Genomic DNA, 25382 nt, shown 5'->3' with positions numbered 1-25382 from the left:
CGGGTCAGCGGGCCGGCGTCAGAGGGCCGGCGGGCCGGGTCAGCGGGCCGGCGTCAGAGGGCCGGCGGGCCGGGTCAGCGGGCCGGCGTCAGAGGGCCGGCGTCAGAGGGCCGGCGTCTGAGGGCCCGTGTCAGCGGGCCAGGGTCAGCGGGCGGGCAGCGGCTCCCGTCGCTCCTCCGGCTCGGCGCCGGGCGCGACCGACGCATCCGCGCCGTCCCACGCATCGGCCTCGTCGGAGTCGTCGTCGAAGGGGCCCTCGCCGCGGGGCGCGTCGTAGATCGCCCGGTCGAGGATGCCCTCGCGCTTGGCGACGATCGTGGGCACGAGCGCCTGTCCGGCGACGTTGACCGCGGTGCGGCCCATGTCGACGATCGCGTCGACCGCGAGGAGCAGGCCGACGCCCTCGAGCGGCAGGCCGAGGGTCGAGAGCGTGAGCGTCAGCATGACGGTCGCGCCGGTGGTGCCGGCGGTCGCGGCCGAGCCGACGATCGAGACGAGGGCGATGAGCAGGTACTGGACGATCGAGAGCTCGATGCCGAAGAACTGCGCGACGAAGATCGCCGCGATCGCCGGGTAGATCGCCGCGCAGCCGTCCATCTTCGTGGTCGAGCCGAACGGGACGGCGAACGACGCGTACTCGCGGGGCACGCCGAGGTTGCGCTCGGTGACGCGCTGCGTGAGCGGCAGCGTGCCCATCGACGAGCGGCTCACGAAGCCGAGCTGCACGGCAGGCCACACGCCCGAGAAGTACTGGCGCACCGACAGCCCGTGCAGCTTGATGAGCGCCGGGTAGACACCGAACAGCACGATCGCGAGCCCGAGGTAGATCGCGCCCACGAACCACGCGAGCGTGCCGAGCTTCGCCCAGCCGTACTGCACCACGGCGTTGCCGAGCAGGCCCACCGTGCCGATCGGGGCGATGCGGATGATCCACCAAAGCACCTTCTGGATGACCTTGAGCGTCGACTCGGTGAGCTCGAGGAAGGGCTGCGCCTTGCGGCCGAGCTTGAGCACCGCGATGCCGATGACGGTCGCCACGACGATCACCTGCAGCACGTTGAAGCCGACGGTCGAGCTCAGTGCGCCCTCGGCCGACTCGCGCGTCGAGACGGTCAGGCCCAGGAAGTTCTGCGGCACGAGGCCGATGAGGAAGTCCCACCAGCCGGCGACGCGGCTCGGCTCCGCGGGCTCGAGGCCGCTGCCGTCGACGCGCGCGCCGGGTTGCAGCACGACGCCGAGCGTGATGCCGATCGTGACGGCGATCGCCGCGGTGATCGCGAACCACAGGAGCGTCTGCCCCGCGAGCCGGGCGGCGTTCTGCACCCGCCCGAGGCGCGCGATCGACGCGATGATCGCCGTGAGGATGAGCGGCACGACGGCCGTCTTCAGCAGCGCGACGTAGCTCGAGCCGATCGTGGCGAGCGTCTCGGCGAGCGGGTTGTCGGCGCCCTCGGCACCGGGCCCGATCTCGAGCGCGACGAGGCCGAGCACCACGCCGAGCACGAGCGCGGCGGTGATCTGGAAGCCGAAGGATCCGAGGATCCGGCGAGCGCGCGAGGGCGCGGGCGCAGTGGTCGAGGACACAGTGCTCCTAGGGATGCAGGGGGATGCGGGGATCGCGATCGCGAGGCGTCGACGCCCGCGTGCAGGTTCAGTTATACCGCCTATCACGATCCCTTGCATGCACGCGCGTCTCGCGACGTCATGATCGGGCGGGAATCGGGCGGCGCATCCGCCGGTTCTCCCGGGCATGCGCAAACGGATCGGCTTCCTCTCGTTCGGCCACTACCGCGACGTGCCCGGCTCGCGCGTGCCGACGGCCGGGGACTCGCTGCGCATGCACGTCGAGCTCGCGGTCGCCGCGGAGGAGGCCGGGTTCGACGGGGCCTGGGTGCGCGTGCACCACTTCGACCAGTCGCTCAGCGCCCCCTACCCGCTGCTCGCCGCGATGGCGGCGCGGACCAGCACGCTCGAGCTCGGCACGGGCGTCATCGACCTGCGCTACGAGCAGCCGCTCGCGATGACCGAGCTCGCCTCGGCGACCGACCTGCTCGCCGCGGGGCGCCTGCAGCTCGGCATCTCGCGCGGCTCACCCGAGCGGGCCGTCGACGGCCAGGAGCGGTTCGGGCTCGGCCTCGCGCCGGGCGGCAGCTGGTCGGACGAGGCGCGATCGCGCGCCGACCGCTTCCGGCGCGCGCTGCGGGGCGAGCCGGTCGCGCACTCCGAGCGCGCGGCAGGGCTCGGGCACGGGCCCGACCTCCCGGTCGAGCCGCACGCGCCGGGGCTCGCCGACCGCCTCTGGTGGGGCGCGGGCAACCACGCCTCCGGGCTCTGGGCGGGCGAGCACGGCTACCACCTGCTGTCGTCGACGCTGCTGACGCAGGACGACGGCCGCCCCTTCCACGTGCAGCAGGCCGACCAGGTGCGCGCCTACCTCGAGGTACACGCGGCGGCCGACCACGGCATCCGCCCCCGCACGGCCGTCACGCGCAGCGCGTTCCCGATCGTGAGCGACGACGACCGGCGCTACTTCGGCCTCGCCGACGAGCAGCGCGACGGCATCGGCCGCATCGAGGGCGGCGCCGTGCGCGGCGGCCCGACCTACGCCGGGGAGCCGGAGCACGTCGCCCGGCGACTGCTCGCCGACGAGGCGGTGCAGTCCGCCGACACCGTGCTCTTCGCGCTCCCGAGCCAGCTCGGCCTCGACTACAACGTGCACCTGTTCGGCTCGCTCGCGGCGGTCGGGCGCGAGCTCGGCTGGCTCGACGACTGAGGAAGCTCCCGATCGCACGACCGCGGCCGCGCTCGAGAGCGCGGCCGCAGTCGTGTGCTGATGCGCGTCAGCGCGGGTGGACGCCCTCGGCGAACTCCTCGACGATCTTCGCGTTGAACGCCGGCAGGTCGTCGGGGGTGCGGCTCGAGACGAGCCCCTGGTCGGTGACGACCTCCTCGTCGACCCAGTCGGCCCCGGCGTTCCTGAGGTCGGTCTTCAGGCTCGGGTAGCTCGTCATCTGGCGCCCGTCGACGCCGCCGGCCTCGATGAGGATCCAGGCGCCGTGGCAGATGACGCCGATCGGCTTGCCCTGCTCGACGAAGCCCTTGACGAGCGCCACGGCGTCCTCGTCCATGCGGATCTTGTCGGCGTTCACGACGCCGCCGGGCAGCACGAGCGCGTCGAAGTCGGATGCGCTGGCGCCCTTCGTGAGCGCGTCGACCGACTGCGTGTGCCCGTTCTTGCCCTCGACCTGGCCATCCTTCGGAGCGATCAGGGTCGGCTGCGCGCCCGCACCCTGCACCGCCTCCCAGGGGCTGGTGAGCTCGGAGTCCTCGAAGCCGTCGGTCAGGACGAATGCGACCTTCTTGCCAGTGATGTCAGCCATGCTGCCTCCTCTGCAGTTGGGGTACAGCGGTGACCGTACGCCGCGAGGCTGGACGGTCCGTGTGCGTCGCGACCGTGCTGGGACAGACCCTGATCCGTGTGGGTGGCCCGCCGTAGCGTGGTCGGCACGAGCCGATCCGGGAACTCGATCGACCGCGGAGGAGGCGACGATGCGCACCGCGAACGACACCGTTGTAACTCTCGCTCGGCGTGTCGCAGATCCGAGTTCGCGAGTCGTGCACAGGCACCGGGCCCCGCTCTCCACAGGCTTTTCCGCGTCGTTCCGCGGCGGGAATCGCAGCCTGGGGAGAGTTGTTGAATCAGGTGTGGAGAAACACACCATCTTGTGTCCTTGCTCCGCCGCAGACCCCACATATAGTGGGAGCCCGGCCAACGCCGGACCGCTTCCCAGCACACGCACCACACACGAGAACACACACGAGGAGTGCCGCTCATGACCGTCACCGTCTACTCCAAGCCGGCCTGCGTCCAGTGCACGATGACCACCCGCGCGCTCGACGCGCAGGGCATCGAGTACGAGATCTTCGACGTCACCGCCGACGACAAGGCGCTGCAGACCGTCAAGGAGCTCGGCTACATGCAGGCGCCCGTCGTGATCGCCGACGAGCAGCACTGGTCGGGCTTCCAGCCCGACCGCATCAAGGCGATCCTCGCGGCCTGAGCCGCGTGGCCGTCGTGGAGGCCGCGGTGAGCGAGGTCGTCTACTTCTCCAGCGTCTCGGGCAACACCGCCCGATTCGTGGAGAAGCTCGGCCGACCCGCCTCGCGCATCCCCCTCTACGCGTCCGAGCCGCCGCTCGAGCAGCGTGAGCCGTTCGTGCTCATCGTGCCCACCTACGGCGGCGGCGACGGCAAGGGCGCGGTCCCCAAGCAGGTCATCCGGTTCCTCAACGACGAGCAGAACCGCAAGCACCTGCGCGGGGTGATCAGCGCCGGCAACACCAACTTCGGTGCGGGCTACGGACTGGCAGGCGACATCATCGCCAAGAAGTGCCAGGTGCCCCACCTCTACCGCTTCGAACTCTTCGGAACCCCCGACGACGTGCGCGTCGTCAATGACGGATTGGATGCACTATGGCAACGGTGACGCCAGAGATGACGTCGGGCAAGACGTCAGCGATGGACTACCACTCGCTGAACGCGATGCTCAACCTCTACGGACCGGACGGCAAGATCCAGTTCGACAAGGACCGGGAGGCTGCGAACCAGTACTTCCTGCAGCACGTCAACCAGAACACCGTCTTCTTCCACTCGCTGAAGGAGAAGCTCGACTACCTGGTGGAGAACGAGTACTACGAGCAGGACGTGCTCGACCAGTACTCCTTCGAGTTCATCAAGTCGCTCATGAAGCGCGCCTACGGCTACAAGTTCCGCTTCCCGACCTTCCTGGGCGCGTTCAAGTACTACACGTCGTACACGCTCAAGACGTTCGACGGCAAGCGCTACCTCGAGCGCTACGAGGACCGCGTCGTCAACGTCGCGCTCGCGCTCGCCGAGGGCAGCGAGCCGCTCGCCGAGGCCTACGTCGACGAGATGGTGAACGGCCGCTTCCAGCCGGCCACCCCCACGTTCCTCAACGCGGGCAAGAAGCAGCGCGGCGAGCTCGTCTCGTGCTTCCTCCTCCGGATCGAGGACAACATGGAGTCGATCGGCCGCTCGATCAACTCGGCGCTGCAGCTGTCGAAGCGCGGCGGCGGTGTGGCCTTCAACCTCACGAACATCCGTGAGTACGGCGCCCCGATCAAGCAGATCCAGAACCAGTCCTCCGGCGTCATCCCCGTGATGAAGCTGTTCGAAGACAGCTTCTCGTACGCGAACCAGCTGGGTGCCCGTCAGGGCGCGGGCGCGGTGTACCTGCAGGCGCACCACCCCGACATCCTCCGGTTCCTCGACACAAAGCGCGAGAACGCCGACGAGAAGATCCGCATCAAGACGCTCTCGCTGGGCGTCGTCGTACCCGACATCACGTTCGACCTCGCGAAGAAGGGCGAGGACATGTACCTGTTCTCGCCGTACGACGTCGAGCGGGTCTACGGTGTGCCGTTCAGCGACATCTCGGTGACCGAGAAGTACCACGAGATGGTCGACGACGCTCGGATCACGAAGACGAAGATCAACGCGCGGGAGTTCTTCCAGACGCTCGCCGAGATCCAGTTCGAGTCGGGCTACCCGTACATCATGTTCGAGGACACGGTGAACCGGGCGAACCCCATCGACGGCCGCATCAACATGTCGAACCTGTGCAGCGAGATCCTGCAGGTCAACACCCCGTCGACGTACGTCGACGACCTCGACTACGAGACGGTCGGCAAGGACATCTCCTGCAACCTCGGCTCGATGAACATCGCGCTGTCGATGGACTCCCCCGACTTCGGCAAGACCGTCGAGACGGCCATCCGCGCCCTCACCGCGGTCTCCGACCAGTCGAACATCGGCTCGGTGCCCTCGATCGCCCGCGGCAACTCGATGAGCCACGCCATCGGCCTCGGCCAGATGAACCTGCACGGCTACCTCGGCCGCGAGCGCATCCACTACGGCTCCGAAGAGGGGCTCGACTTCACGAACATCTACTTCTACACGGTGCTGTTCCACGCCCTCCGGGCGTCGAACCTGCTCGCGCAGGAGAAGGGCGAGACGTTCGACGGATTCGAGCGCTCGAAGTACGCGTCGGGCGAGTTCTTCGACAAGTACACGCAGCAGGAGTGGAAGCCGGCGACCGCGCGGGTGCAGGAGCTGTTCGACACCTCGAACATCCACATCCCGACGCAGGACGACTGGCGCGCGCTGCAGGCGCTCGTGCAGGAGCACGGCATCTACAACCAGAATCTCCAGGCGGTGCCGCCCACCGGCTCGATCTCGTACATCAACAACTCGACGTCGTCGATCCACCCGATCGCGTCGAAGATCGAGATCCGCAAGGAGGGCAAGCTCGGCCGCGTCTACTACCCGGCGCCGTTCATGACGAACGACAACCTGGAGTACTTCCAGGACGCGTACGAGATCGGCCCCGAGAAGATCATCGACACCTACGCCGCGGCGACGCAGCACGTCGACCAGGGCCTGTCGCTCACGCTCTTCTTCAAGGACACCGCGACGACCCGCGACATCAACCGCGCGCAGATCTACGCATGGCGCAAGGGCATCAAGACCATCTACTACATCCGTCTCCGCCAGCTCGCGCTGGAAGGGACTGAGGTGGATGGTTGCGTTTCTTGCATGCTGTAGTGACGCGCGACCACTGGACAACTGCACATTGAAAGAAGTGGGGCCGTGAGTTGCTGCTCACGACCCCATGAGTCCCAGGGGGACTCAACCTCGACGGTTCGAGGAAGTCTACCGAGACGTCTCCGAGCCACAAGGGATCGGACTCACCCTGGGCGCACCTTCGAAAGGGGGTGAAACGTGGCACGAGGACGTAGCGTCTCGCGGAGCGCGAAGACCGGACGGTTTGTAAGCAAGTCGACCGCAAAGCGCTCTCCTTCACGTACGACGACAGAGCGCGTCGGCGCGGGCACCGGAAACAGCCGGACGGTTAACCGTTCAGCATCGACCGGCCGCTTTGTGAAGGCCGCCACTGCCCAGCGCTCGCCGGGCACCACGATCACTCAGCGCGTCTGAGGATCGTTAACCGGGTGGGGGAGGTCCTGCACCTCCCCCACCCCATCAACAAACATCGGTTCAGAGCGGATCAAGGACTTCAACGACATGGACACCCAGGACACGCAGGCATCCGCCTTCGACGAGATCGCCGACGCCCCGGTCGCGCCCACGAGCCGCGAGGCCCTCGCGGCCGAGCGCGACGAGGTCGAGGCGGCGCTCGGCGCCGGCAAGCCGCAGACCGAGGCGCAGCAGCGTCAGCACCAGCACAACACGCTCGTGCGGGCGATCAACTGGAACCGGATCGAGGACGACAAGGACCTCGAGGTCTGGAACCGCCTCGTGAACAACTTCTGGCTGCCCGAGAAGGTGCCGCTGTCGAACGACGTGCAGTCATGGGGCACGCTCACGCCCGACGAGAAGACGCTCACGATGCGCGTGTTCACCGGCCTGACCCTGCTCGACACGATCCAGGGCACGGTCGGCGCGGTCTCGCTCATCCCGGACGCGGTCACGCAGCACGAGGAGGCTGTCTACACGAACATCGCGTTCATGGAGTCGGTGCACGCGAAGTCGTACTCGTCGATCTTCTCGACGCTCGCGTCGACGCCCGAGATCGACGACGCGTTCCGCTGGTCGACCGAGAACGTCTACCTGCAGCGCAAGGCCGAGATCATCATCGACTACTACGAGGGCGACGACCCGCTGAAGCGCAAGGTCGCCTCGACGCTGCTCGAGTCGTTCCTGTTCTACTCGGGCTTCTATCTGCCGATGTACTGGTCGAGCCGTGCGAAGCTCACGAACACGGCCGACCTCATCCGCCTCATCATCCGCGACGAGGCCGTGCACGGCTACTACATCGGCTACAAGTTCCAGAAGGGCTACGAGAAGCTGAGCCCTGCCGAGCAGGCCGAGATCAAGGATTACACGTACTCGCTGCTCTACGAGCTCTACGAGAACGAGTCGAAGTACACGGCCGACCTCTACGACGCCGTGGGCCTCACCGAGGACGTCAAGAAGTTCCTCCACTACAACGCGAACAAGGCGCTCATGAACCTCGGGTTCGAGCCGCTGTTCCCGTCGACGGTGACCGACGTCAGCCCGGCGATCCTCTCGGCCCTGTCGCCGAACGCCGACGAGAACCACGACTTCTTCTCGGGGTCGGGCTCGTCGTACGTCATCGGCAAGGCGGAGGCGACGGCCGACGAGGACTGGGACTTCTAGTGAAGGCCGCTCTCCCCAGTTGCCGGATCGCGCTCGCCGCCTCTCGGGTGAGGCGCAGCGTATGAGAGCGGACGAGCCTGGGGAAGCGTCGCCGGCGCATCTAGACGCGACGGTGTCCAACGCGGTTAGCAACCTTGGGCCCCGGGCAGAGCTCCAACTTGATCCGAACGTTCTTGCGAAAAGTTATGTTGACACGGGCATCCTGCTGCGCCTGCGAAATGCTAATCACCAGATTGTTTACGGACGACGCGGCACCGGCAAGTCACACGTTTTTCTCATGCTCGAGCACGAGCTGAATGCCGCGGACGATGTACGCGCGGTCTATCTAGACCTGCGCAACACCGGCAGCGCCCAGCTGGTGACGGATCAGACGCGGTCCCTGACCGATCGATCTATTAGTGTGTACCGCGACATCCTTAGCAGCCTTCAAGGCGCGTTGTACGATCTAGCGACGGACCCTTCTCGCGCCGACGGCGGCTTCGAAGAAGTGAATCGTCTCGCGGAGGCTATCCGACGTCAGGTCACTAACGCGACACAGCGCCGAACTGAAGCCGGATCCACCTCGGCGCGGGGTACGCACGACGGGTTCGAACTAACGCCCTCCAACACACGGTTATCAGTCAGAGATCAATCCTCCTCGACGGAGTCGCGAACCGTTGAGGAAACGGCAGCGGTACGCGACACCATCGTCTTTGCAGAAGTCGCCACCGCCTTGCGTGAGGCGACCGAAGCTCTCGGACTGGACCGCCTGTACCTTCTGATCGATGAGTGGACCCACATCCCCCAGGACGTTCAGCCGTTCATTGCGGAGTTCATTAAGCGCACACTCCTGGCGACGAGGCGCATCACGGTTAAGATCGCATCACTGGAATACCGCTCCCGGTTCTCCTCGGTGCTTCCGGGGCACGGCCGGGTCGGGTTCGAGATCGGTCCTGACATCGCCGCCAATCTCGATCTCGACGACGTCTATGTGTTCGATCGAGATCCCGAGCGAGTGGTAGAGATCTTCGAGCGAGTGCTCTTCCAGCACCTTTCGGCGCTGACACCCGACGGGCGCTTGCCCGAGTTGGGGATGGGCAACGCGAAGTCGCTTCGGGCGAAGATGTTCACTGATCCCAAGACTTTCGAAGAGTTGGTCAGGGCAGGCGAGGGCGTCGTGCGAGACTTTCTCGGCGTGTTCGGCCTTGCGTACTTCTCAGCCTATGGAGCACGCCGCAAGATCGATATGCGGGCCGTGGAAGATGCAGCGCGAGACTGGTACGAGACGGATAAGTCCGCCAACCTCTCTGACGCACAAAGAGTGGCGCTGGACAAGATCGTTTCGCTTGTAATCGGCGAACGCAAGACGAAGATGTTCATGCTTAAGCGAGAGCATTCGCAGAACGCCCTGATTCTGTCCTTGTTTGACGAGCGGGTCCTGCACTTGATTGACCGCGGCTACTCGGATAAGGAAAATCCTGGCCTGCGATACAACATTTATGGCCTTGATTACGGAACTTACGTCGACCTGAAGCGCACGAAAGCGTCGCCAGAGACGACCCTATTCGATGGGGAACCGGAGCTGAGCGCAGAGTTTTCTGCCGAGGACGATCGGAGCGCCAGCGCGCTCGTTCCTCGTGCCGACAGGCGCAGCATCCGTCGGGTGATCCTCGACCCATCCGATCTCGAATGAGCGGCCGCAGTTACCAGCAACGAAGCGTTGACATCGCGCGTTCACCGATCGAGTAGACGACCGCTAGCTGTCTACAAGACTCGTCGGCTTAGCAGAGCTGCCGCGCTGCAGGGCGAGCCGGGTATCGTCGCGAGCGTGAGCGTCCAAATGCCGCGGCGTCGTGGGCGGGGACGGTGGGGTAGACCTGGAACCTCGTCGACCGAGCGTCGAACGGCTTCAGCGCGCGTCGAGCAGGCCGTCGGGATCGGTGACGCGCACCTCGCGGTCGTCGGCGCGCATCCGCTCGACCGCCTCGTTGAGCAGGCTGCGGCCGACCACGGTCGCGGATGCGACGCGCGTCAGGTCGAGCACGATCGGCTCGTCGTCGGGCAGCGCCGCGAGCTCGCGGAGCGCCACGTCGACGGCCGCGAAGTGCATCGTGCCCTGCAGCTGCACCTCGCGCACGCCGTCGCCGTCGGCATCCGGCTCGACGACGCCGTAGAGCACGTGCGAGGCGACCTCCGGCGCATGCATGAGGTGCAGGCCGAGCTCGGCCGACAGGTGCTCGAAGGCACGCACGCCGCGCACGCTGTTGCCGATCTCGTCGAGCCGCGGGGAGAACGCGCCGATGCCGACCTGCCCGGGGAGGGCGCCGAGCAGACCGCCAGCGACGCCGCTCTTCGCGGGGATGCCGACCGTGCTCATCCACTGACCGGAGGCGTCGTACATGCCGCACGTCGCCATCACGCTGAGCACCTGCGTGCAGACCCACGTCGGCACGACCTGCTCGCCCGTGACCGGGTTGCGCCCGCCGGCCGCGAGCGTCATCGCCATGACCGCGAGGTCGCGCGCGTCGACGAGCAGCGCGCACTGCCGCGTGTAGCCGTCGACGGCGTCATGCGGCTCGCCGTCGAGCTTCCCCTGCGCGTGCACCAGGTAGGCGAGCGCGAGGTTGCGGCTCGCCTCGGCGCGCTCGGATTCGAAGGCCGCCTCGTCGACCTCGAGCTCCCGGCCGGCGAAGGCCGAGAGTCCGGCGAGCACGCGCGCGTCGCGCTCCTCGAGCGACAGCTTCGGGTCGCCGATGAGCGAGTGCGTCGTGACGGCGCCGATGTTGATCATGGGATTGCGCGGGCGGCCGCTCTGCTCGAGCGAGATCTCGTTGAACGAGTCGCCGGACGGCTCGACGCCGACGTGCTCGAGCACCGTGTCGCGGCCGCGGTCCGCGAGCGCGAGCGCGTAGGCGAACGGCTTCGAGATCGACTGGATCGTGAAGCGGTGGTCGTCGTCGCCCGAGCCGTAGACCGTGCCGTCGATCGTGCACAGGGCGACGCCGAACAGGTCGGGATCGGCGTCTGCCAGCTCGGGGATCGTGGCGAGCACCTCGCCGCCGTCCGCGTCGGCGCACTCGCGGCGCAGCCTGTCGAGCAGATCGGGGACGGGGTTGCGCATGCGGTGAGGCTAGCGGCGCTCGCTGGGCGAGCCGATCCGATCAGAAGCGGCTCGGGGCGCGCCTCAAGCCGGTGCGTCGTCGTCGACCCACTCGAGCAGGTCGCCCGGCTGGCACTCGAGCACCCGGCACATCGCGTCGAGGGTCGAGAAGCGCACCGCCTTCGCCCGACCGTTCTTGAGCACCGCGACGTTCGCGGGCGTGAGCCCGACCTGCTCGGCGAAGTCGCCGACGCTGAGCTTGCGCTTGGCGAGCTCGACGTCGATGCGCACGACGATCGGCATCAGATGACCTCGTCGAGCTCGGCGCGGTAGCCCGTCGCCTGCCGCAGGAGGCCGCGCATCACGATCATGAGCAGCAGCGGCAGCGAGGCGAGCACCACGACCCCGAACAGCAGCATCGGGATGCCGGGGTCGCGGATCTCGGGCGTGAAGAAGATGATCGCCGTGACGACGAGCGCGAAGCCGGCGAGCAGGCTCCAGCCGATCGCGAGCGACCAGACGATCGCGTCGACCCATCGCCGCGACGCGTCGCTGAAGAGCCGATCGCGACTGATGAGGCTCAGCAGCCGCCAGATGCAGACGATCACCGCGAGCACGCTCAGCAGCACGAGCGACAGCACGAGCTGCACCGGGAGCCGCACGGCGGCATCGGGCGTGCCGTCCGACAGCTCCCCCGGCAGCGCGAAGCCGATGAGCACGAGCAGCCACAGCGCGGCGAGCACGAGCACGGCGCGGAGGAGCAGCAGGACGGGTCGAGAGCGGAGCATGCATCGATTCTCGTGCACTATCTATCGAAAGTCAACAGGTACGGATGTCGGGCCAGCGTCCGCTGTCATCCCGTCGTGGTTCCATCGGATGCGTGGAGGCACCCAGGCAGGCAGAGGTCCGTCGCGAGGCGCGCGCGATCGCCGCGGCCTGGGCGTGCTTCGGAGCAGGCCTCGCGCTCGGGCTCATCGCGCTCGCCGGCCCCCCGCGGCCGATCGCGGGCGACGGCTCGGTCGCCCTGGCAGCCGCGGGCGTCGCCGCGATCATCACCGCGACGGCGTTCGCGGTCAGCACGGCCATCCACCGCCGAGCCGAGACCGCGCCGATGCCCCGCTGGCAGTCGCTCGTCTCACACGCGTCGACCGTGGCGCTCACGCTCGCCCTCGCGGCCGTCGCCTACCTCGGCGTGCTCACCGCGGGCGAGATCCTGGCCCTCGGCCTGCAGGGGCTCGAGGCGCCCGCGCTCGGCGGCGCGCTGCTGACGGCGATCGCGAGCGCCGCGGGCGGCTGGCTCGCGTTCCAGGCCGGCATCGAGCTGCGCACGCGCGACCTCGCGACGCTGCTGTTCGCGTTCCTGACGATCGGCACGGTCTTCGCGATGCTCACCGCCGCCGATCCGCGCTGGTGGGAGCGGCACTTCTCCGACCTCGGCACCGGCTGGGCCTTCAACGTCACCATCATCGTCGCCGGGCTGCTCGTCGCCATGATCGGCGCCTACATCGGCCGCGACCTGCATCGCTGGCTCGGTGACGCGGCGCTCCCCCGCATCGCGGCGGTCGTCGCGCTCTTCGCCGCCACGGGCCTCGCCCTCGCGGGCGTCGGCATCGTCCCCGTGCACCGCGCCCCGGTGCTGCACGACATCGCCGCGTTCGGCGCGCTCGGGCTCTTCGTCCTCTCGGCGATCGTGGTGACCGTCGTGATGCCGGGACCCCCGCGCGCGCTGCTGCTCACGGGCATCGGCGCTGCGGTCGCGATCGTCGTCGCGGCGCTGCTGTGGCGGCCGCTCGACCTGTACGGCGCGACGGCGTTCGAGGCGATCGCCGTCGGCATCAGCTTCGTGTGGCTCACGGCGCTCGTGCGGACGCTCGCGGCGCTCGTGCCGCAGCAGAGCCTGCCCTCGGGCGCCCGCTCGCCGCTGCGCCGCGCGGCGGCGTGAGCGCGCATCCGCCCCGACTCGACATCGGTGCTCGCAAGGGGCAAGGTTGAGGCATGACGAGTCACGATCCGGCCGAGCCTGAGACGCCGCAGGACACTGAGACGCCGCAGGACACCCCCGAGGGCACCGAGACGCCCGAGGACGCGCAGCGCCGCAAGTTCCGCGAGGCGCTCGACAAGAAGAAGCTCGGCCACCACGGCCAGAACATGGGCACCCCGACGAGCATCCAGGGCGCGCACTCCGGCCCCGCCGTGCAGAAGCGCGTGCACCGCCGCAAGTCGGGCTGAGCCGACGCCGCACGGGCCGCCGCGAGCGGCCGTGCCCGGTCCGCGCGCCCGCGGTCGGGGCTCGCGTCAGCCTGCCTGCGCGAGGTAGGCGAGCTGCGCCGCGGTCGAGGCCTCGGCGGCCTGCCGCACCGACGCGTCAACCTCGGCGTAGACGGCGTCGGTGACCGCGGCGACGGATGCGTCGGCGGCCGTCGTGCGCATCGCCTCGAGCACCGCTCGCACCTGGTCGAGCCGGTCGAGCCGGTGCGCGCGGTATCCGCGCACGATCGCGGCGACCGAGGGCAGCGGCTCGCCGTGCCCCGGCAGCGCCTCGAGGTCGCCGAGCGCCTCGAGCCGGTCGAGGCTCGCGAGGTAGGCGCCGACCGCGCCGTCCGGATGCATGATGACGGTCGTGCCGCGGCCGAGGATCGTGTCGCCCGTCAGCACCGCCTGCCCAGGCACCACGACGCAGATGGAGTCGGCCGTGTGGCCGGGCGTCGCGAGGATCTGCAGCTCGACGTCGTCGACCGGGATCCACTCGCCGTCGACGAGCGGCTCGCCGCCGAGGCACTCGTCGGGGTCGAGGCCGCGCAGCACCGCGCCCGTGGAGCGCGCGAGCTCCGCCGCGCCCTCGGTGTGGTCGGGATGCCGGTGCGTCACCAGGATGAGTCGCGGCTGGAGCGCGGCGAGCCGCTCGAGGTGACCGGCGTCGGCCGGCCCCGGGTCGACCACGATCTGCCCGCCCAGCACGTAGGTGTTCGTGCCCTCGAGGGTCATCGGGCCGGGGTTGGGTGCCAGGATGCGCTCGATCTCGACCATGCTCCGACCCTAGCCGCCGCGGGCGGGCGCGTCCCTGCCCCGATGTCACCGGCCTCTGGTCCCACGGGGCATGGAACCGCTCGTGATCGTCGCCGTACTGGTCGCCGTGCTGCTCGCCGGAGCGCTCGGCGCGGTGCTCGGCATGCGCATCGGCCACGCCCGCGCCGCGGCCGACCATCGTCCCCTTCCCGCAGGTCTACCGCTACACCGGCGACTACTGCCGATAGCCCAAGGCACCCGGCGCCGAAGCGCGGCGCCGGGTGCCGACTATTGTCAGGTGCATGATGTTCGCTGCAGCGATTCTTAGCGGCTTGGCCCTCGGGGCCCTCGTTCCCTGGGACCGCTCCGCCGGCGTCACGACGATCGTGGTCCGAGTCGCCGCCGGCCTCGTGCTCGTTGTGGCCGCCACAATCGCGTGGCCGATCATCTCACCAGACGACATCGCGCCTGCGAGCGCTTTCGGGTTCTCTGCCACCGCAGCTGCGCTCATCGCGGTCTACCTCGAGCGCCGAGCGGACGCGCTCGCACTCGCCCAGCACGAGCGCGAGTACGAGGTGGAGTCGCGGTAGCCCTTGAGATAGGCGCGCCGTGCTGGGCGTGGTGTGCAGCCGTAAACAGCCCGCTCGACCTGATGCCCATCGAGGCGTGCCCCGACTGCGGAACAGTCCTGCGGGAGGGCCGGTGCCGTGGCTGCGGCTACACGGCAACCGCTGACGCCGCACTTCGAGCGGCCGACGGACGTCGATGAGCGTGTAGCGGGTCAGGCGCTCGACCAGCGTGACGATGCCGGAGTTGTCCGGGTCGTCGACCTCGGCCGGACGGTCTCTGAGCCGAGCGTCCACCAGCCAAGGCATGTTGCTGCGCCGTGGCAGCTACGAGCGGGGCTTGCGGTGCTTGCGGCCCGATCGCAGCGCCTTCTTGACCGTCAGCTCGTGCCGCAGCGCGTCCCGGCCTTGCACGGACGTGCGACACGTGCATCGCCTCCTGGCCGGGGAAGTCACGGCGCAGCTCGCCCGCGTCCTATCGCGGCGAGAACCGGTTGTTCAAGCGTGCCACGAACTCCGCCCGCAACGACGGATCATCCAACCTCGCGGGCCGGGCCGGGCCGGGCCGGGCCCGGCTGCGCTGGGCGATAGCCGTCAGCGGCGGGCGCGTCCACACCCGGATGTCACCGGCCTCTGGTCCCATGGGGTCATGGAACCGCTCGTGATCATCGCCGCACTGGCCGCCGTGCTGCTCGCCGGAGCGCTCGGCGCGGTGCTCGGCATGCGGATCGGGCACGCCCGTGCCGCGGCCGAGCACGGTGGGACCGCGGGCGAGCTGCAGGTCGCGCGCGGCCGGCTCGAGGTGCTCGAGGCCGAGCGCTCGCGGGAGCGCGACATCACCGAGCGCCGGCACGCGGCGCAGCTCGAGGAGGTGCGCGCCGACGCGCAGCGCCGCATCGCCGAGGAGCGCGAGCGCGGCAGGGAGGTGCTCGCCGAGCTGCAGCTCGACGCGCAGCGCCGCGCCGACGAGTTCGCCGCCCTCTCGAGCGCCGCGCTCGAGCGCAACTCGGCCGTGTTCCTCGAGCAGGCGGAGGAGCGGCTGCGCCGCTCGCAGACCGAGGGTGCCGCCGAGCTCGCGAAGCGCGAGGCGGCCGTCCAGCAGCTCGTCGAGCCGCTCTCGAAGTCGCTCGAGTCGGTGCGCGGCGAGGTCACCGCGGCCGAGAAGGCGCGCGCCGAGGCCAACGCCGCGCTCGCCGAGCAGCTGCACGCGATGCGCGCGTCCTCCGAGCAGCTGACGGTCGAGACGCGGCAGCTCGTGACGGCGCTCCGCGCGCCTCAGGTGCGCGGCCGGTGGGGCGAGCTGCAGCTGCGCCGCGTCGTCGAGTCGGCCGGGATGCTCGAGCACGTCGACTTCACCGAGCAGGCGCACCACGCGACCGACGACGGCGCGCTGCGCCCCGACATGCTCGTGCACCTGCCCGGCGACAAGCAGGTGATCGTCGACGCGAAGGTCGCGTTCAGCGGCTATCTCGAGGCGATGGAGGCCCGCGACGACGCGACGCGCGACAAGCGGCTCGACGCCCATGCCCGCCACATGCGCGACCACATCGACCAGCTCGGCTCGAAGGCCTACTGGGAGGCGGTGCCCGGCACGCCGGAGTTCGTCGTGATGTTCGTGCCCGCCGAGCCGTTCCTCAACGCCGCGCTCGAGCGCGACCCGACGCTGTTCGAGCGCGCCTTCGAGCGCAACGTCATCCTCGCGACGCCCGCGACGCTCGTGGCGCTGCTGCGCACCGTCGGCTACACGTGGCGGCAGGAGCAGCTGGCCGGCGAGGCGATGCAGGTGCTCGAGGTGGGCCGCGAGCTCCACAAGCGGCTCGGCACGATGGGCGGGCACCTGTCGACGCTCGGCAAGCGCCTCAACAGCACCGTCGAGGCGTACAACGCGTTCAACGCATCCCTCGACCGCAACGTCGTGACGCAGGCTCGCCGCTTCTCGAGCCTGCAGGGGCTCGAGCCCTCGCTCGATCGCACGCCGCCGCTCGAGGTGCTCGCGGTGCCGGCGCAGAAGCCCGACCTCCACGCCGTCGAGACGGTGCGGATCCACGAGAACACGGGCAGAACAGGCGCCGATGAGGGCACCTCAGCGATAGCCTGATCCCGTGACCGTCATACCGACCGCCGCCACGCTCGTGCTCATGCGCGATGGCGCGGGCGCGATCGAGGTGCTGCTCCTCCAGCGGCCCGATCGCGGCTCGTTCGCCGGCGGCTGGGTGTTCCCCGGCGGCAGGGTCGAGCCGGTCGACATCGTCGACGACGAGGAGCTCACCGCGCGGAACGCCGCGGTGCGCGAGACCGCCGAGGAGTCGGGCCTCATCGTCTCGCCCGACGACCTGCTGCCGCTCTCGCACTGGTCCCCTCCCGAGCAGCTCGCGACGAAGTTCAGCACCTGGTTCTTCGTCGCCGAGGGCCCGGCCGGCGACGTCGCGCTGCAGGCGGCCGAGGCGGTCGCGTCGCAGTGGATCCGGCCTGCAGATGCGCTGAAGCAGCACGGCGCCGGTCGCCTGCGCCTGTTCCCGCCGACGTGGGTCACGCTCGACACGCTCATGGCCTACCCGACGGTCGAGGCCGCCCGGCGCAGCATCGCCAGCCGCCAGCCGCAGCGCTACGCGACGGTGCAGGACTCCGAGCGCGGGCTCGCGATCTGGGAGGGCGACGAGGCGTACGACGGCAGCCCCGACACCGAGGACGGCCCGCGCCACCGCCTGCACGTCGGCTCGCTCCCCTGGCGGTTCGAGCACCGCTGACCCCTCGCTCCGGCGCTCGCGCCGCGAGTACGATCGCCGCCATGGCCGCCCCCGGTGCGCAGCGCTCGATCGGCGCGGCGCTGCTGCTCGCCGCCGTGCTGACCGGCTGCGCGGCGGACGCGGGAGACGACCCGACGCCCGCCCAGGCGACAGCATCCGCCTCGGCGACCGCCTCGGCGACCTCGACCGCACCGGATCCCGACTGCCCCGCGCCGACACCGCCGGCGGCCGGCGTCGCGTTCGACGAGCAGCTGCACGACGAGCTGCTCGCGATGCTCGAGCGCGACCAGGCCGGCCGGCTCGGCACCGGGCCCGACGACGAGGGCGACGCCGCGCGCACGGAGCGCCTCGCGGCGATCATCGAGCAGCACGGCTGGCCGACGTTCGACCTCGTCGGCGAGGACGGCGAGGACGCCGCCTGGGCGATCGCCCAGCACGCCGACCTCGATCCTGGCTTCCAGCGCTGCGCGCTCGAGCACCTGCGCGCCGCCGTCGACGCCGGCCAGGCATCGCCGGGCAACCTCGCCTACCTCGACGACCGCATCCAGGCCGCGGCGGGCGAGCCGCAGCGCTACGGCACGCAGGTCGCCTGCACCGATGCCGGGCCGGAGCCCGCGACGCCGCTCGCGGACGCCGACGCGATCGAGCGGCTGCGCGCCGAGGCGGGGCTGGAGCCGTACGACGACTACCTCGCCGAAATGGCCGAGATCTGCGCCCTGCCGGACTGACGCGGCCCACACCGACGCGGCGCGCCCTACGAGCCGGCCGCCCGAGCGCCCTCGTCGGTGACGCGCTCCCACGTCGCGATGCCCCCGGTCTCCACGACGAAGAGCGGATGCGGCAGGGCGCGGTCCGCGAGCGGCAGCCGGTCGGGGCTCCGCACCGCGAGCTTCGCCCGCAGGTGCTGCAGCTCGTGCTCGAGCTGCCCGTCGGTGACGGCCATGAGGGGCGCGGGACCCGGTCGCTCGATCCTCGAGCGGTCGTAGCGGTAGCCCCGCGCATCCGCCTCGTCGGCGACGGCCGCGAGGTAGGCACCGATGCTCGCGAGCGGATCGGGCTGCGCGCGGAAGCGCTCGAGCTGCGGATGCCGCAGGTAGCCCTTCGTGCGCCCGGCGAGCACCGCTTGGGCGAGCAGCCCCTCGCGCCAGCAGGCCGTGAGCCCCTGCCGGTCGAGCAGCGCGGGGTGCAACGACCAGACCCTCAACGACTGCCCGACTTCGCGACGGTGACGATGCGGCTCGCCATCACCTCGAAGATCACCTGGTGCGCCGGCACGAGCGACCACCAGTAGAGCCGGCCGCTCAGCCCGCTCGGCAGGAAGATCGCCCGCTGCCGGTAGTGCGAGCCCTGCTCGCCCGAGTCGAGCTGCACGGGCTCGACGCTGAACTCGATCCACGCGCGGCCCGGCACCTTCATCTCGGCGCGCAAGCGCAGCATCCGGCCCCGCTCGATGCGCTCGACGCGCCACCAGTCGACGGTGTCGCCCTCGCGCAGGCGATCGGGATCGCGCCTGCCGCGGCGCAGCCCGACACCGCCGACGATGCGATCGGCGAGTCCGCGCAGGCTCCACAGCAGCGGCACCGAGTACCAGCCGCGAGCGCCGCCGATCGCCTCGACGACCGTCCACAGGGCCTCGGGCGAGGCGTCGGTCGTGCGCTCCCGCGCGTCCTCGAACACCGTCGAGCCCGACCAGCGCGGGTCGCTCGGCAGCGGATCGGAGGGCGCCCCGGCGGCCGACGCCGAGCGCCAGCTCGACTCGATGTCACCGGAGCGCTCCCGTGCGATCGCGAGCCGCACAGCGCCGCGGTAGCCCGTCAGGCCGCCCTCGGGCGGCGGGATGATCGCGTCGATGCGCCGCTCCTCGACGACGCAGTCGTGCAGCAGCGAGCCGATGAGCGGCATCGCGATCGCGCGCGGCACCGGGGTGACGAGGTTGACCCACTGCGACGCGAGCCACGGCGTCAGTACCGGCAGCGGCGCGATCGGCCGCTGCGGCAGCCCCGCCTCCACCGCGTAGCCGTTCATGACCTGGCCGTAGCGCAGCACGTCCGGGCCGCCGATGTCGAAGGTGCCGTGCACGTCGCCGGACACCGCGGCCGCCTCGACGAGGTAGTGCAGCACGTCGCGCACCGCGATCGGCTGCACGAAGTTGCGCACCCAGCGCGGCGCCGGCATGTACGGCAGCACCTCGGTCAGGTGGCGGATCATCTCGAACGACGCCGATCCCGACCCGATCACGATGCCCGCCTCGAGCACGATCGTCGGCACGCCCGAGCCGAGCAGCGCCTCCCCCACCGCGACGCGGGAGGCGAGGTGCTTCGAGAGCCGCTCGCCCTCCGGGTGGAGCCCCGAGAGGTAGACGATGCGCTGCACGCCCGCTTGCCTCGCCGCCGCCGCGACGTGCTGCGCCTGCAGCAGCTCGGCCTTCGCGAAGTCGCCGCCGGCGCCCATCGCGTGCACGAGGTGGTAGACGACGTCGATGCCCTCGACCGCGCGCCGCACCTCGTCGGGCACCTCGAGGTCGCCCTTGACGATCTCGACGTCGTCGGCCCACGCGGCATCGCGCAGCCGCCCGGGATCGCGCGCGAGCACGCGCACCGAGTGGCCGGCCTCGACGAGCCGCGGCGCGAGCCGCCCGCCGACGTAGCCGGTCGCCCCGGTCACGAGGATGCGCCTGCCGCTCATCGCACCCCCATCGCCCATGCGATGCACACCATCGTCACGACGAAGCCGGCGGCGTAGTTCACCCACAGGAAGCGTCGCCACCCGCGGTTCGCCGCGGCGCTGCCGGCATCGGTCACGCTCCAGAAGGGCGCGGCGAGCACGATGTAGGGCAGCGCCACGACCGCCGCGATCCAGGCCGGCCACGGCGTCAGCAGCATGAGCGCGCCGGCCGCGACCCATAGCCCGATCGCGAGCCGCACCGTCGCGCGCGCGCCGAGCGCGGTCGCGATCGAGCCGATGCCCGCCTCGCGGTCGGGCCCGACGTCCTGCACGGCGCCGAAGGCGTGGCTCGCCATCCCCCAGCAGAAGAACGCGGCGAGCAGGGCGACGAGCTGCGGCGTCCAGTCGGCGCCCGCGAGCACGAGGCCGTACACGGCCGGGCTCACGAAGTGGGTGCTCGAGGTGATCGAGTCGAGCACCGGCACCTCCTTGAACCGCAGCCCCTTCGCCGAATAGGCGACCACGGCGAACAGGCTCACGGCGAGCACCGCCCACGACGCGGGTCCCCCGAGCGCGACGAGCGCGACGACGAAGGGCGCGGCGAGGCCGACCGACCACAGCAGCGTCGCGCGGTGGGTCGACGGGGGCAGCAGCGCGCCCTCCATGCCGCCCTTGCGCGGGTTGTTCGCGTCGGACTCGTAGTCGAAGACGTCGTTGATGCCGTACATCGCGAGGTTGTACGGCACGAGGAAGAAGAGGGTGCCGAGCACGAGCCGAGCGTCGATCGCTCCGGTCGTCAGCAGCATCGCCGCGGCGAACGGGAACGCCGTGTTGATCCAGCTGACCGGGCGGGAGGCGAGCAGCAGCCGCCGGCCGAGCCCGGTCTCGCGGGTGACCTCAGGCATCGGCCGACCCGGTCCTCTCCGACCCAGCCCGATCCGATGCAGCCCCGTCCGACCAGCTCGACCGCGCGGCCGACGACGAGCGGATGCGCGTGGGCAGCAGGCGCCACAGCGCGACGACGACGAAGAGCGCGATGAGCGCGTAGGCGAGGTCCTCGACCGGCGCGAGGCCGATGCGGGGACCGAGCAGCAGGGCGTCGTCGTAGCGGAAGAGGTCGGCGGCGATCATGAGCGTGTCGAACACGGTCGTGAGCGCGAGCAGGATGGCGGCGGCGATCGCGAGCGCGACCCAGCTGCGCCGCCGGGCCCGGAGCGCGACGACGAGAGCCACGATCGCGGCGGCGAGCACCGGCGCGAGCAGCACCGCGTAGGTCACCGCGCCTCCTTCGTCCTGCGCGAGACGAGCACGCGCTCGGCGCCGGTGAACGCCACGAGCGAGACGTAGGCGAGGAAGAGCAGGAACGCGATCTCCTCGATCGGCAGGTGCGGCAGCACCTCGAAGCCGGTCATCCACGGCGAGGCGCCGAGCCGGAAGTTGCCCGTCTGGATGGCGAGGAGGTCGAACGCGAGCATGACCGCGGCCGTCACGACCACCGCGAGCAGCGCACGGCGAGCGTCGCGGAAGAGCGCGAGCCTGTAGCGCGCGTCGATCGCGCCGGTGCCGAGCGCCGCGAACGCGATCGCGCCGAGGTAGGCGAAGCTCATCGGGCGCCCTCAGCGCTGCGGTCGAGCGGCTGCAGCGGGCCGGTCGAGCGGTCGCCGCGGACGTGCTTCACCACGAGCTCGGCCGAGATGAGGCACATCGGCACGCCGATGCCGGGCACGGTCGTCGAGCCGGCCAGCAGCAGGTCGCGCACCGCGGGGTGCTTCGTCGAGCCGCGCAGGAAGGCGCTCTGGCGCAAGGTGTGCGCCTGGCCGAGCGCCATGCCGCGCCACGAGTCGAAGTCTCGGGCGAAGTCGGCGGGACCGATGGTCCGACGCGTGACGATGCGGCGTGCGAGGTCGGGGATGCCCGCCCACTCGGCGATCTGCGCGATCGCCCGGTCGGCGATCGCCTCGACCGCGGCGTCGCCGGCACCGTCGACACCGCCGGCGCCGAGGCGCACGTCGGCCGGTACGGGGACGAGCACGAAGAGCGCCTCGTGGCCGTCGGGCGCGACCGAGGCGTCGGTCGCGGAGGTGCGGCTGACGTAGAGCGAGGCAGGGTCGGCGACGCCGTCCGCGGGATCGGTCGCGGCCGGGCCGAAGATCCGGCCGAAGCCGTCCTCCCAGTCGCGCGTGAAGAGCAGCGTGTGGTGCTCGAGCTGCGGCAGCGCCCCCTCGACGCCGAGCATCACGAGCACCGCCGAGGGGCCGGCGGTGCTCCGCTCCCAGCGGCGCCGTGCGCGCTCCGCGACGCCGGGCACGTGGGCGAGCAGCTTCGTGTCGGTCGCGTGCCCGTCAGCGGCCGAGACGACGAGGTCGGCCTCGATGCGCTCGCCGCTCGCGAGCTCGACGCCCCGCGCGGCGCCGTCCACGACGAGGATGCGCCCGACGCGCGCTCCGGTGCGGATCGTCGCGCCCGCCTCGGTCGCGAGCCGGGCGAGCGCGTCGACCAGGCGGGTGAAGCCGCCCTGCGGGTACCAGACGCCCTCGACGAGGTCGAAGTGGCTCATCAGGTGGTAGAGCGACGGCGCCGACTTCGGCTCGGTGCCGAGGAAGACGGCCGGGTAGCCGAGCGCCTGCTGCAGCCGGCGGTCGCGGAAGGAGCGCGCGATGCGCGACTCGAGCGACTCGAGCAGCAGCCGCGCGAGCTTCGGGAAGCGGCTCGCGAGGCCCATGCCAGCGAACGCGCGCGGCGAGTCGAAGCGGTTCGACAGCAGGCCGCCGGTCGCGAGCGCAGCGGTCTCGGTCGCCGAGTCGAGGTATGCGCGCAGCCGCGCCCCCGCTCCCGGCTCGATCCCCTCGACGCGCTCGATCGTCGTCGCGAGGTCGCCGGAGATCTCGAGCGGCTCGGCCTCGCCCTCGAAGAGCACCGTGTAGGCGGGATCGAGGCGCACGACGTCGACCTCCGCGTCGAGGCTCGACCCCAGCATCCGGAACGCGTGCTCGTAGGGCTCGCGCATGAGCATCCACGAGGGCCCGGTGTCGAACGTGAAGCCCTTCGAGCGCCAGACGCCGGCCCGGCCGCCGAGCGCGGCCGTCTGCTCGACGAGCGTGACCTCGTGGCCGTCGCGCGCGAGCAGCCCAGCGCTCGCGAGCCCCGCGATGCCACCGCCGATGACGATGATCCGGCTCATCGCACGGGCTCCGGTCGGGCGGTGCGCGGCGACGCGGCCGAGGCGCGCGCGAGCCCCGCGCCGAGCGCGGCTCGCGCGATGATGGCGGCCTTCTCGGTGCGCGGCACGCTGATGCGCCGATGCGGCAGCTCCGAGGCGGGCGTCGCGCGGATGCGCCGCGCGAGCGCCGCGAACAGGTCGTGCGCCGCGGTCACGGCGGGTCGCGCCTCGCGCGGCAGGCTCGGGATCGTGCCGCGCGCGATCCGCAGCTCGCCCTCGAGGCGATCGAGCACGCTGCCGACCGCCGCGTCGGTCGGGTGCGCGGGGTCGAGACCCGGCAGGTAGGTGCGGCCGAGCGCCTGCGAGTCCGCCCCGAGGTCGCGCAGGAAGTTGACGACCTGGAACGCGCTGCCGAGCGCTCGCGCACCGCGGGCGATGCGCCGCGCCTCGGCGTCGGGCAGCGCGTGCCCGGCCGTGAAGCAGCGCACGCACATGATGCCGACGACCTCGGCGGAGCCGTAGACGTAGCGACGCAGCTCGCCATCGTCGGCGAACGCGACGGGGTCGAGGTCGCGGCGCATGGCGGCGAAGAAGGGTGCGGTCTGGCCGCTGTCGATGCCGACGCGCCGGGCAGTCTCGGCGAACGCGTGCACCACGAGGTCGGCGCTGAAGCCGGTCGCGATGGCGCGCTCGACCTCCTGCTCGAGCCCGTCGAGCACGCGCCGGCACGCGGCCGGGTCGAGCCCGGACTCGGCGCCCGGCCCGTCGACGATCTCGTCGGCGACGCGCACGAGCGCGTAGACCGTCTGGATGTCGCCGCGCATCGCCGGCGGCAGCAGCCGGCTCGCCATGCCGAACGAGGTGGAGTAGGCCTCGATCACCGTCGCGCTCGCGCGGCGCGCGGTCGCGGTGTAGAGGTCGAGCCCCGTCATCGTCCGCGCTCCGCGCAGCGCTCCAGGATGGTCGTCAGCTCGGCGCGCAGCGGCTCCTCGATCGGTGCGTCGGCGAGCAGCTGGCGCACCGCCTCGCACTCCGCGTCGATGCGCCGCTCGACCTCCGCGAGCGCCCCGCTGCCGCGCATGACCGCGCGGATCCTCGCGGCGGCGCCCTCGTCGGCCTCAGGGTCGCCGTAGTGGTGCGCGAGGCGCTGCCACGCCTGGTCGCGGCTCGCGAGCACGAAGAGCAGCGTGGGCGCGCCGGCGCGGATGTCGCTCAGCACGCTCTTGCCGGTCTGCGCCTCGTCGCCGAACACGCCGAGCACGTCGTCGCGCAGCTGGTACAGCACGCCCATCCGGAGCCCGATCGCGCCGAGCGCGGCGATCGCCGACTCGTCGCGGCCGCCGAGCACGGCGCCGAGCTCGAGCGGCGCGCGGAACGAGTAGTCGGCCGTCTTGCCCTCGAGGATGCGGTCGACCGCGGCCTCGTCGGCGGGCGCCCCGGCGAACAGGACGTCATCGTGCTCGCCCTCGGCGGCATGCACCATGGCGCGCTCGACGATGTCGGCGAGCCGCGACCGCATGGGCGTCGGCACATCGAGCCTCGCGAGGGCGGCGAGCGCTCGGACGAGCAGCGCGTCGCCCGCCACGATCGCCGTGGTCATGCCGATGCGCTCGGCGACGGGCACCGGGATGCCCGCCGCGACCGCCGTGTCGGCGGCGCCGCGCGCGACCGAGGGCACCCCGCGGCGCTCGTCGTCGTCGTCGATCACGTCGTCGTGCACGAGCAGGGCGGCGTGCAGCAGCTCGACGACCGCGGCGACGGTGACGACGGCCTCGCGGTCGGCCCGCTCGCCCGCCGCGGCGACCACGAGGCGCGGGCGCAGCAGCTTGCCGCCGCCGACCGCGTGCTGGGCCGCGACCTGCACGGGGTGCTGCCCCGTCGGTGCTGCGAGCAGGGCGATGCGCTGCTCGACCTCGGCCAGCAGCGTCGGCGCGTCCACG

The 25382-nt window shown here is 71.0% G+C and carries 26 protein-coding genes; 12 read left to right on the top strand and 14 right to left on the bottom strand.

Annotated features, from left to right (window positions below):
- Positions 1 to 144 precede the first annotated feature (144 nt).
- Positions 145 to 1584 carry a dicarboxylate/amino acid:cation symporter gene (locus ABD106_RS09695; protein WP_343919811.1) on the bottom strand — a complete coding sequence of 480 codons (1440 nt, stop codon included), beginning with the start codon at positions 1582 to 1584 and terminating at the stop codon, positions 145 to 147.
- 166 nt (positions 1585 to 1750) lie between these two features.
- On the opposite strand from ABD106_RS09695, the gene ABD106_RS09690 reads away from it, so the two are divergent.
- Positions 1751 to 2773, top strand: coding sequence for an LLM class flavin-dependent oxidoreductase (locus ABD106_RS09690; RefSeq protein WP_343919809.1), 1023 nt, complete (start codon positions 1751 to 1753; stop codon positions 2771 to 2773).
- A gap of 67 nt (positions 2774 to 2840) precedes the next feature.
- Here ABD106_RS09690 and ABD106_RS09685 read toward each other — a convergent pair whose 3' ends face one another.
- Positions 2841 to 3380, bottom strand: a complete 540-nt coding sequence (locus ABD106_RS09685; RefSeq protein ID WP_343919807.1) for a type 1 glutamine amidotransferase domain-containing protein — start codon at positions 3378 to 3380, stop codon at positions 2841 to 2843.
- Positions 3381 to 3833: 453 nt separating this feature from the next.
- On the opposite strand from ABD106_RS09685, the gene nrdH reads away from it, so the two are divergent.
- From nrdH to ABD106_RS09660, 5 genes are all read left to right on the top strand, one after another.
- A complete protein-coding gene (gene nrdH / locus ABD106_RS09680) occupies positions 3834 to 4061 on the top strand; it encodes a glutaredoxin-like protein NrdH (protein WP_343919805.1) in 228 nt (75 codons plus the stop codon).
- 26 nt (positions 4062 to 4087) lie between these two features.
- Positions 4088 to 4486 (top strand): class Ib ribonucleoside-diphosphate reductase assembly flavoprotein NrdI, encoded by a 399-nt coding sequence (nrdI, locus tag ABD106_RS09675; protein ID WP_343921038.1) that lies wholly within the window; start codon positions 4088 to 4090, stop codon positions 4484 to 4486.
- A complete protein-coding gene (nrdE, locus tag ABD106_RS09670; RefSeq protein WP_343919803.1) occupies positions 4474 to 6624 on the top strand; it encodes a class 1b ribonucleoside-diphosphate reductase subunit alpha in 2151 nt (716 codons plus the stop codon). Before nrdI ends, nrdE begins: the two co-directional genes overlap by 13 nt.
- Positions 6625 to 7104: 480 nt before the next feature.
- A complete protein-coding gene (gene nrdF, locus ABD106_RS09665) occupies positions 7105 to 8220 on the top strand; it encodes a class 1b ribonucleoside-diphosphate reductase subunit beta (RefSeq protein ID WP_343919801.1) in 1116 nt (371 codons plus the stop codon).
- A gap of 61 nt (positions 8221 to 8281) precedes the next feature.
- Positions 8282 to 9892: an ORC-CDC6 family AAA ATPase gene (locus ABD106_RS09660; RefSeq protein ID WP_343919799.1), complete on the top strand. Its 1611-nt coding sequence runs from the start codon at positions 8282 to 8284 to the stop codon at positions 9890 to 9892.
- A gap of 216 nt (positions 9893 to 10108) precedes the next feature.
- On the opposite strand, the gene glsA is transcribed toward ABD106_RS09660, so the two are convergent.
- From glsA to ABD106_RS09645, 3 genes are all read right to left on the bottom strand, one after another.
- Positions 10109 to 11320: a glutaminase A gene (glsA, locus tag ABD106_RS09655; protein WP_343919797.1), complete on the bottom strand. Its 1212-nt coding sequence runs from the start codon at positions 11318 to 11320 to the stop codon at positions 10109 to 10111.
- Positions 11321 to 11383: 63 nt separating this feature from the next.
- On the bottom strand, positions 11384 to 11602 hold the full coding sequence (locus tag ABD106_RS09650) for a helix-turn-helix domain-containing protein (protein ID WP_343919795.1): 219 nt from the start codon (positions 11600 to 11602) through the stop codon (positions 11384 to 11386).
- A complete protein-coding gene (locus ABD106_RS09645) occupies positions 11602 to 12087 on the bottom strand; it encodes a DUF2975 domain-containing protein (RefSeq protein ID WP_343919793.1) in 486 nt (161 codons plus the stop codon). Before ABD106_RS09645 ends, ABD106_RS09650 begins: the two co-directional genes overlap by 1 nt.
- A 92-nt stretch (positions 12088 to 12179) precedes the next feature.
- Between ABD106_RS09645 and ABD106_RS09640 the strand changes: the two genes are divergently transcribed.
- A complete protein-coding gene (locus ABD106_RS09640) occupies positions 12180 to 13241 on the top strand; it encodes a DUF998 domain-containing protein (protein WP_343919791.1) in 1062 nt (353 codons plus the stop codon).
- A gap of 53 nt (positions 13242 to 13294) precedes the next feature.
- Complete coding sequence (locus ABD106_RS09635) at positions 13295 to 13528, top strand: DUF5302 domain-containing protein (protein ID WP_343919789.1); 234 nt, start codon at positions 13295 to 13297, stop codon at positions 13526 to 13528.
- A gap of 66 nt (positions 13529 to 13594) precedes the next feature.
- On the opposite strand, the gene ABD106_RS09630 is transcribed toward ABD106_RS09635, so the two are convergent.
- A complete protein-coding gene (locus tag ABD106_RS09630; protein WP_343919787.1) occupies positions 13595 to 14326 on the bottom strand; it encodes an MBL fold metallo-hydrolase in 732 nt (243 codons plus the stop codon).
- Positions 14327 to 14607: 281 nt separating this feature from the next.
- On the opposite strand from ABD106_RS09630, the gene ABD106_RS09625 reads away from it, so the two are divergent.
- The 4 genes from ABD106_RS09625 to ABD106_RS09610 all read left to right on the top strand — a co-directional run bounded on the left by ABD106_RS09625 (position 14608) and on the right by ABD106_RS09610 (position 18346).
- Positions 14608 to 14895 (top strand): hypothetical protein, encoded by a 288-nt coding sequence (locus tag ABD106_RS09625; RefSeq protein WP_343919785.1) that lies wholly within the window; start codon positions 14608 to 14610, stop codon positions 14893 to 14895.
- A gap of 625 nt (positions 14896 to 15520) precedes the next feature.
- Complete coding sequence (locus ABD106_RS09620; RefSeq protein WP_343919783.1) at positions 15521 to 16969, top strand: DNA recombination protein RmuC; 1449 nt, start codon at positions 15521 to 15523, stop codon at positions 16967 to 16969.
- 4 nt (positions 16970 to 16973) lie between these two features.
- Entirely contained in the window at positions 16974 to 17618 is a 645-nt protein-coding gene (locus tag ABD106_RS09615; RefSeq protein WP_343919781.1) for an NUDIX hydrolase, read from the top strand.
- A gap of 41 nt (positions 17619 to 17659) precedes the next feature.
- Positions 17660 to 18346, top strand: coding sequence for a DUF6624 domain-containing protein (locus ABD106_RS09610; RefSeq protein ID WP_343919779.1), 687 nt, complete (start codon positions 17660 to 17662; stop codon positions 18344 to 18346).
- A 26-nt stretch (positions 18347 to 18372) separates the two neighbouring features.
- Here the strand turns inward: ABD106_RS09610 and ABD106_RS09605 are convergent, their stop codons facing one another.
- The 8 genes from ABD106_RS09605 to ABD106_RS09570 are packed head-to-tail and all read right to left on the bottom strand — an operon-like array spanning position 18373 to position 25381.
- A complete protein-coding gene (locus ABD106_RS09605; protein ID WP_343919777.1) occupies positions 18373 to 18822 on the bottom strand; it encodes a pyrimidine dimer DNA glycosylase/endonuclease V in 450 nt (149 codons plus the stop codon).
- Complete coding sequence (locus ABD106_RS09600; protein WP_343919775.1) at positions 18819 to 20303, bottom strand: SDR family oxidoreductase; 1485 nt, start codon at positions 20301 to 20303, stop codon at positions 18819 to 18821. Before ABD106_RS09600 ends, ABD106_RS09605 begins: the two co-directional genes overlap by 4 nt.
- The gene (locus ABD106_RS09595) at positions 20300 to 21187 is read right to left on the bottom strand and encodes a prenyltransferase (RefSeq protein WP_343919773.1); all 888 of its coding nucleotides are present in this window, start codon (positions 21185 to 21187) and stop codon (positions 20300 to 20302) included. Before ABD106_RS09595 ends, ABD106_RS09600 begins: the two co-directional genes overlap by 4 nt.
- Entirely contained in the window at positions 21180 to 21560 is a 381-nt protein-coding gene (locus ABD106_RS09590; protein ID WP_343919771.1) for a lycopene cyclase domain-containing protein, read from the bottom strand. Before ABD106_RS09590 ends, ABD106_RS09595 begins: the two co-directional genes overlap by 8 nt.
- Positions 21557 to 21889, bottom strand: coding sequence for a lycopene cyclase domain-containing protein (locus tag ABD106_RS09585; protein WP_343919769.1), 333 nt, complete (start codon positions 21887 to 21889; stop codon positions 21557 to 21559). The genes ABD106_RS09590 and ABD106_RS09585 overlap by 4 nt, the downstream gene beginning before the upstream one ends.
- The gene (crtI, locus tag ABD106_RS09580) at positions 21886 to 23463 is read right to left on the bottom strand and encodes a phytoene desaturase family protein (protein ID WP_343919767.1); all 1578 of its coding nucleotides are present in this window, start codon (positions 23461 to 23463) and stop codon (positions 21886 to 21888) included. Before crtI ends, ABD106_RS09585 begins: the two co-directional genes overlap by 4 nt.
- Entirely contained in the window at positions 23460 to 24374 is a 915-nt protein-coding gene (locus tag ABD106_RS09575) for a phytoene/squalene synthase family protein (RefSeq protein WP_343919765.1), read from the bottom strand. Before ABD106_RS09575 ends, crtI begins: the two co-directional genes overlap by 4 nt.
- Positions 24371 to 25381 (bottom strand): polyprenyl synthetase family protein, encoded by a 1011-nt coding sequence (locus ABD106_RS09570; RefSeq protein WP_343919763.1) that lies wholly within the window; start codon positions 25379 to 25381, stop codon positions 24371 to 24373. The genes ABD106_RS09575 and ABD106_RS09570 overlap by 4 nt, the downstream gene beginning before the upstream one ends.
- Between the last annotated feature and the right edge of the window lies 1 nt (position 25382).

The organism is Agrococcus citreus (assembly GCF_039527715.1).
Classification (GTDB): Bacteria; Actinomycetota; Actinomycetes; order Actinomycetales; family Microbacteriaceae; genus Agrococcus; species Agrococcus citreus.
The sequence above is the reverse complement of the archived record's forward strand: the minus strand, read 5'-3'. Positions and strand labels throughout refer to the sequence as shown.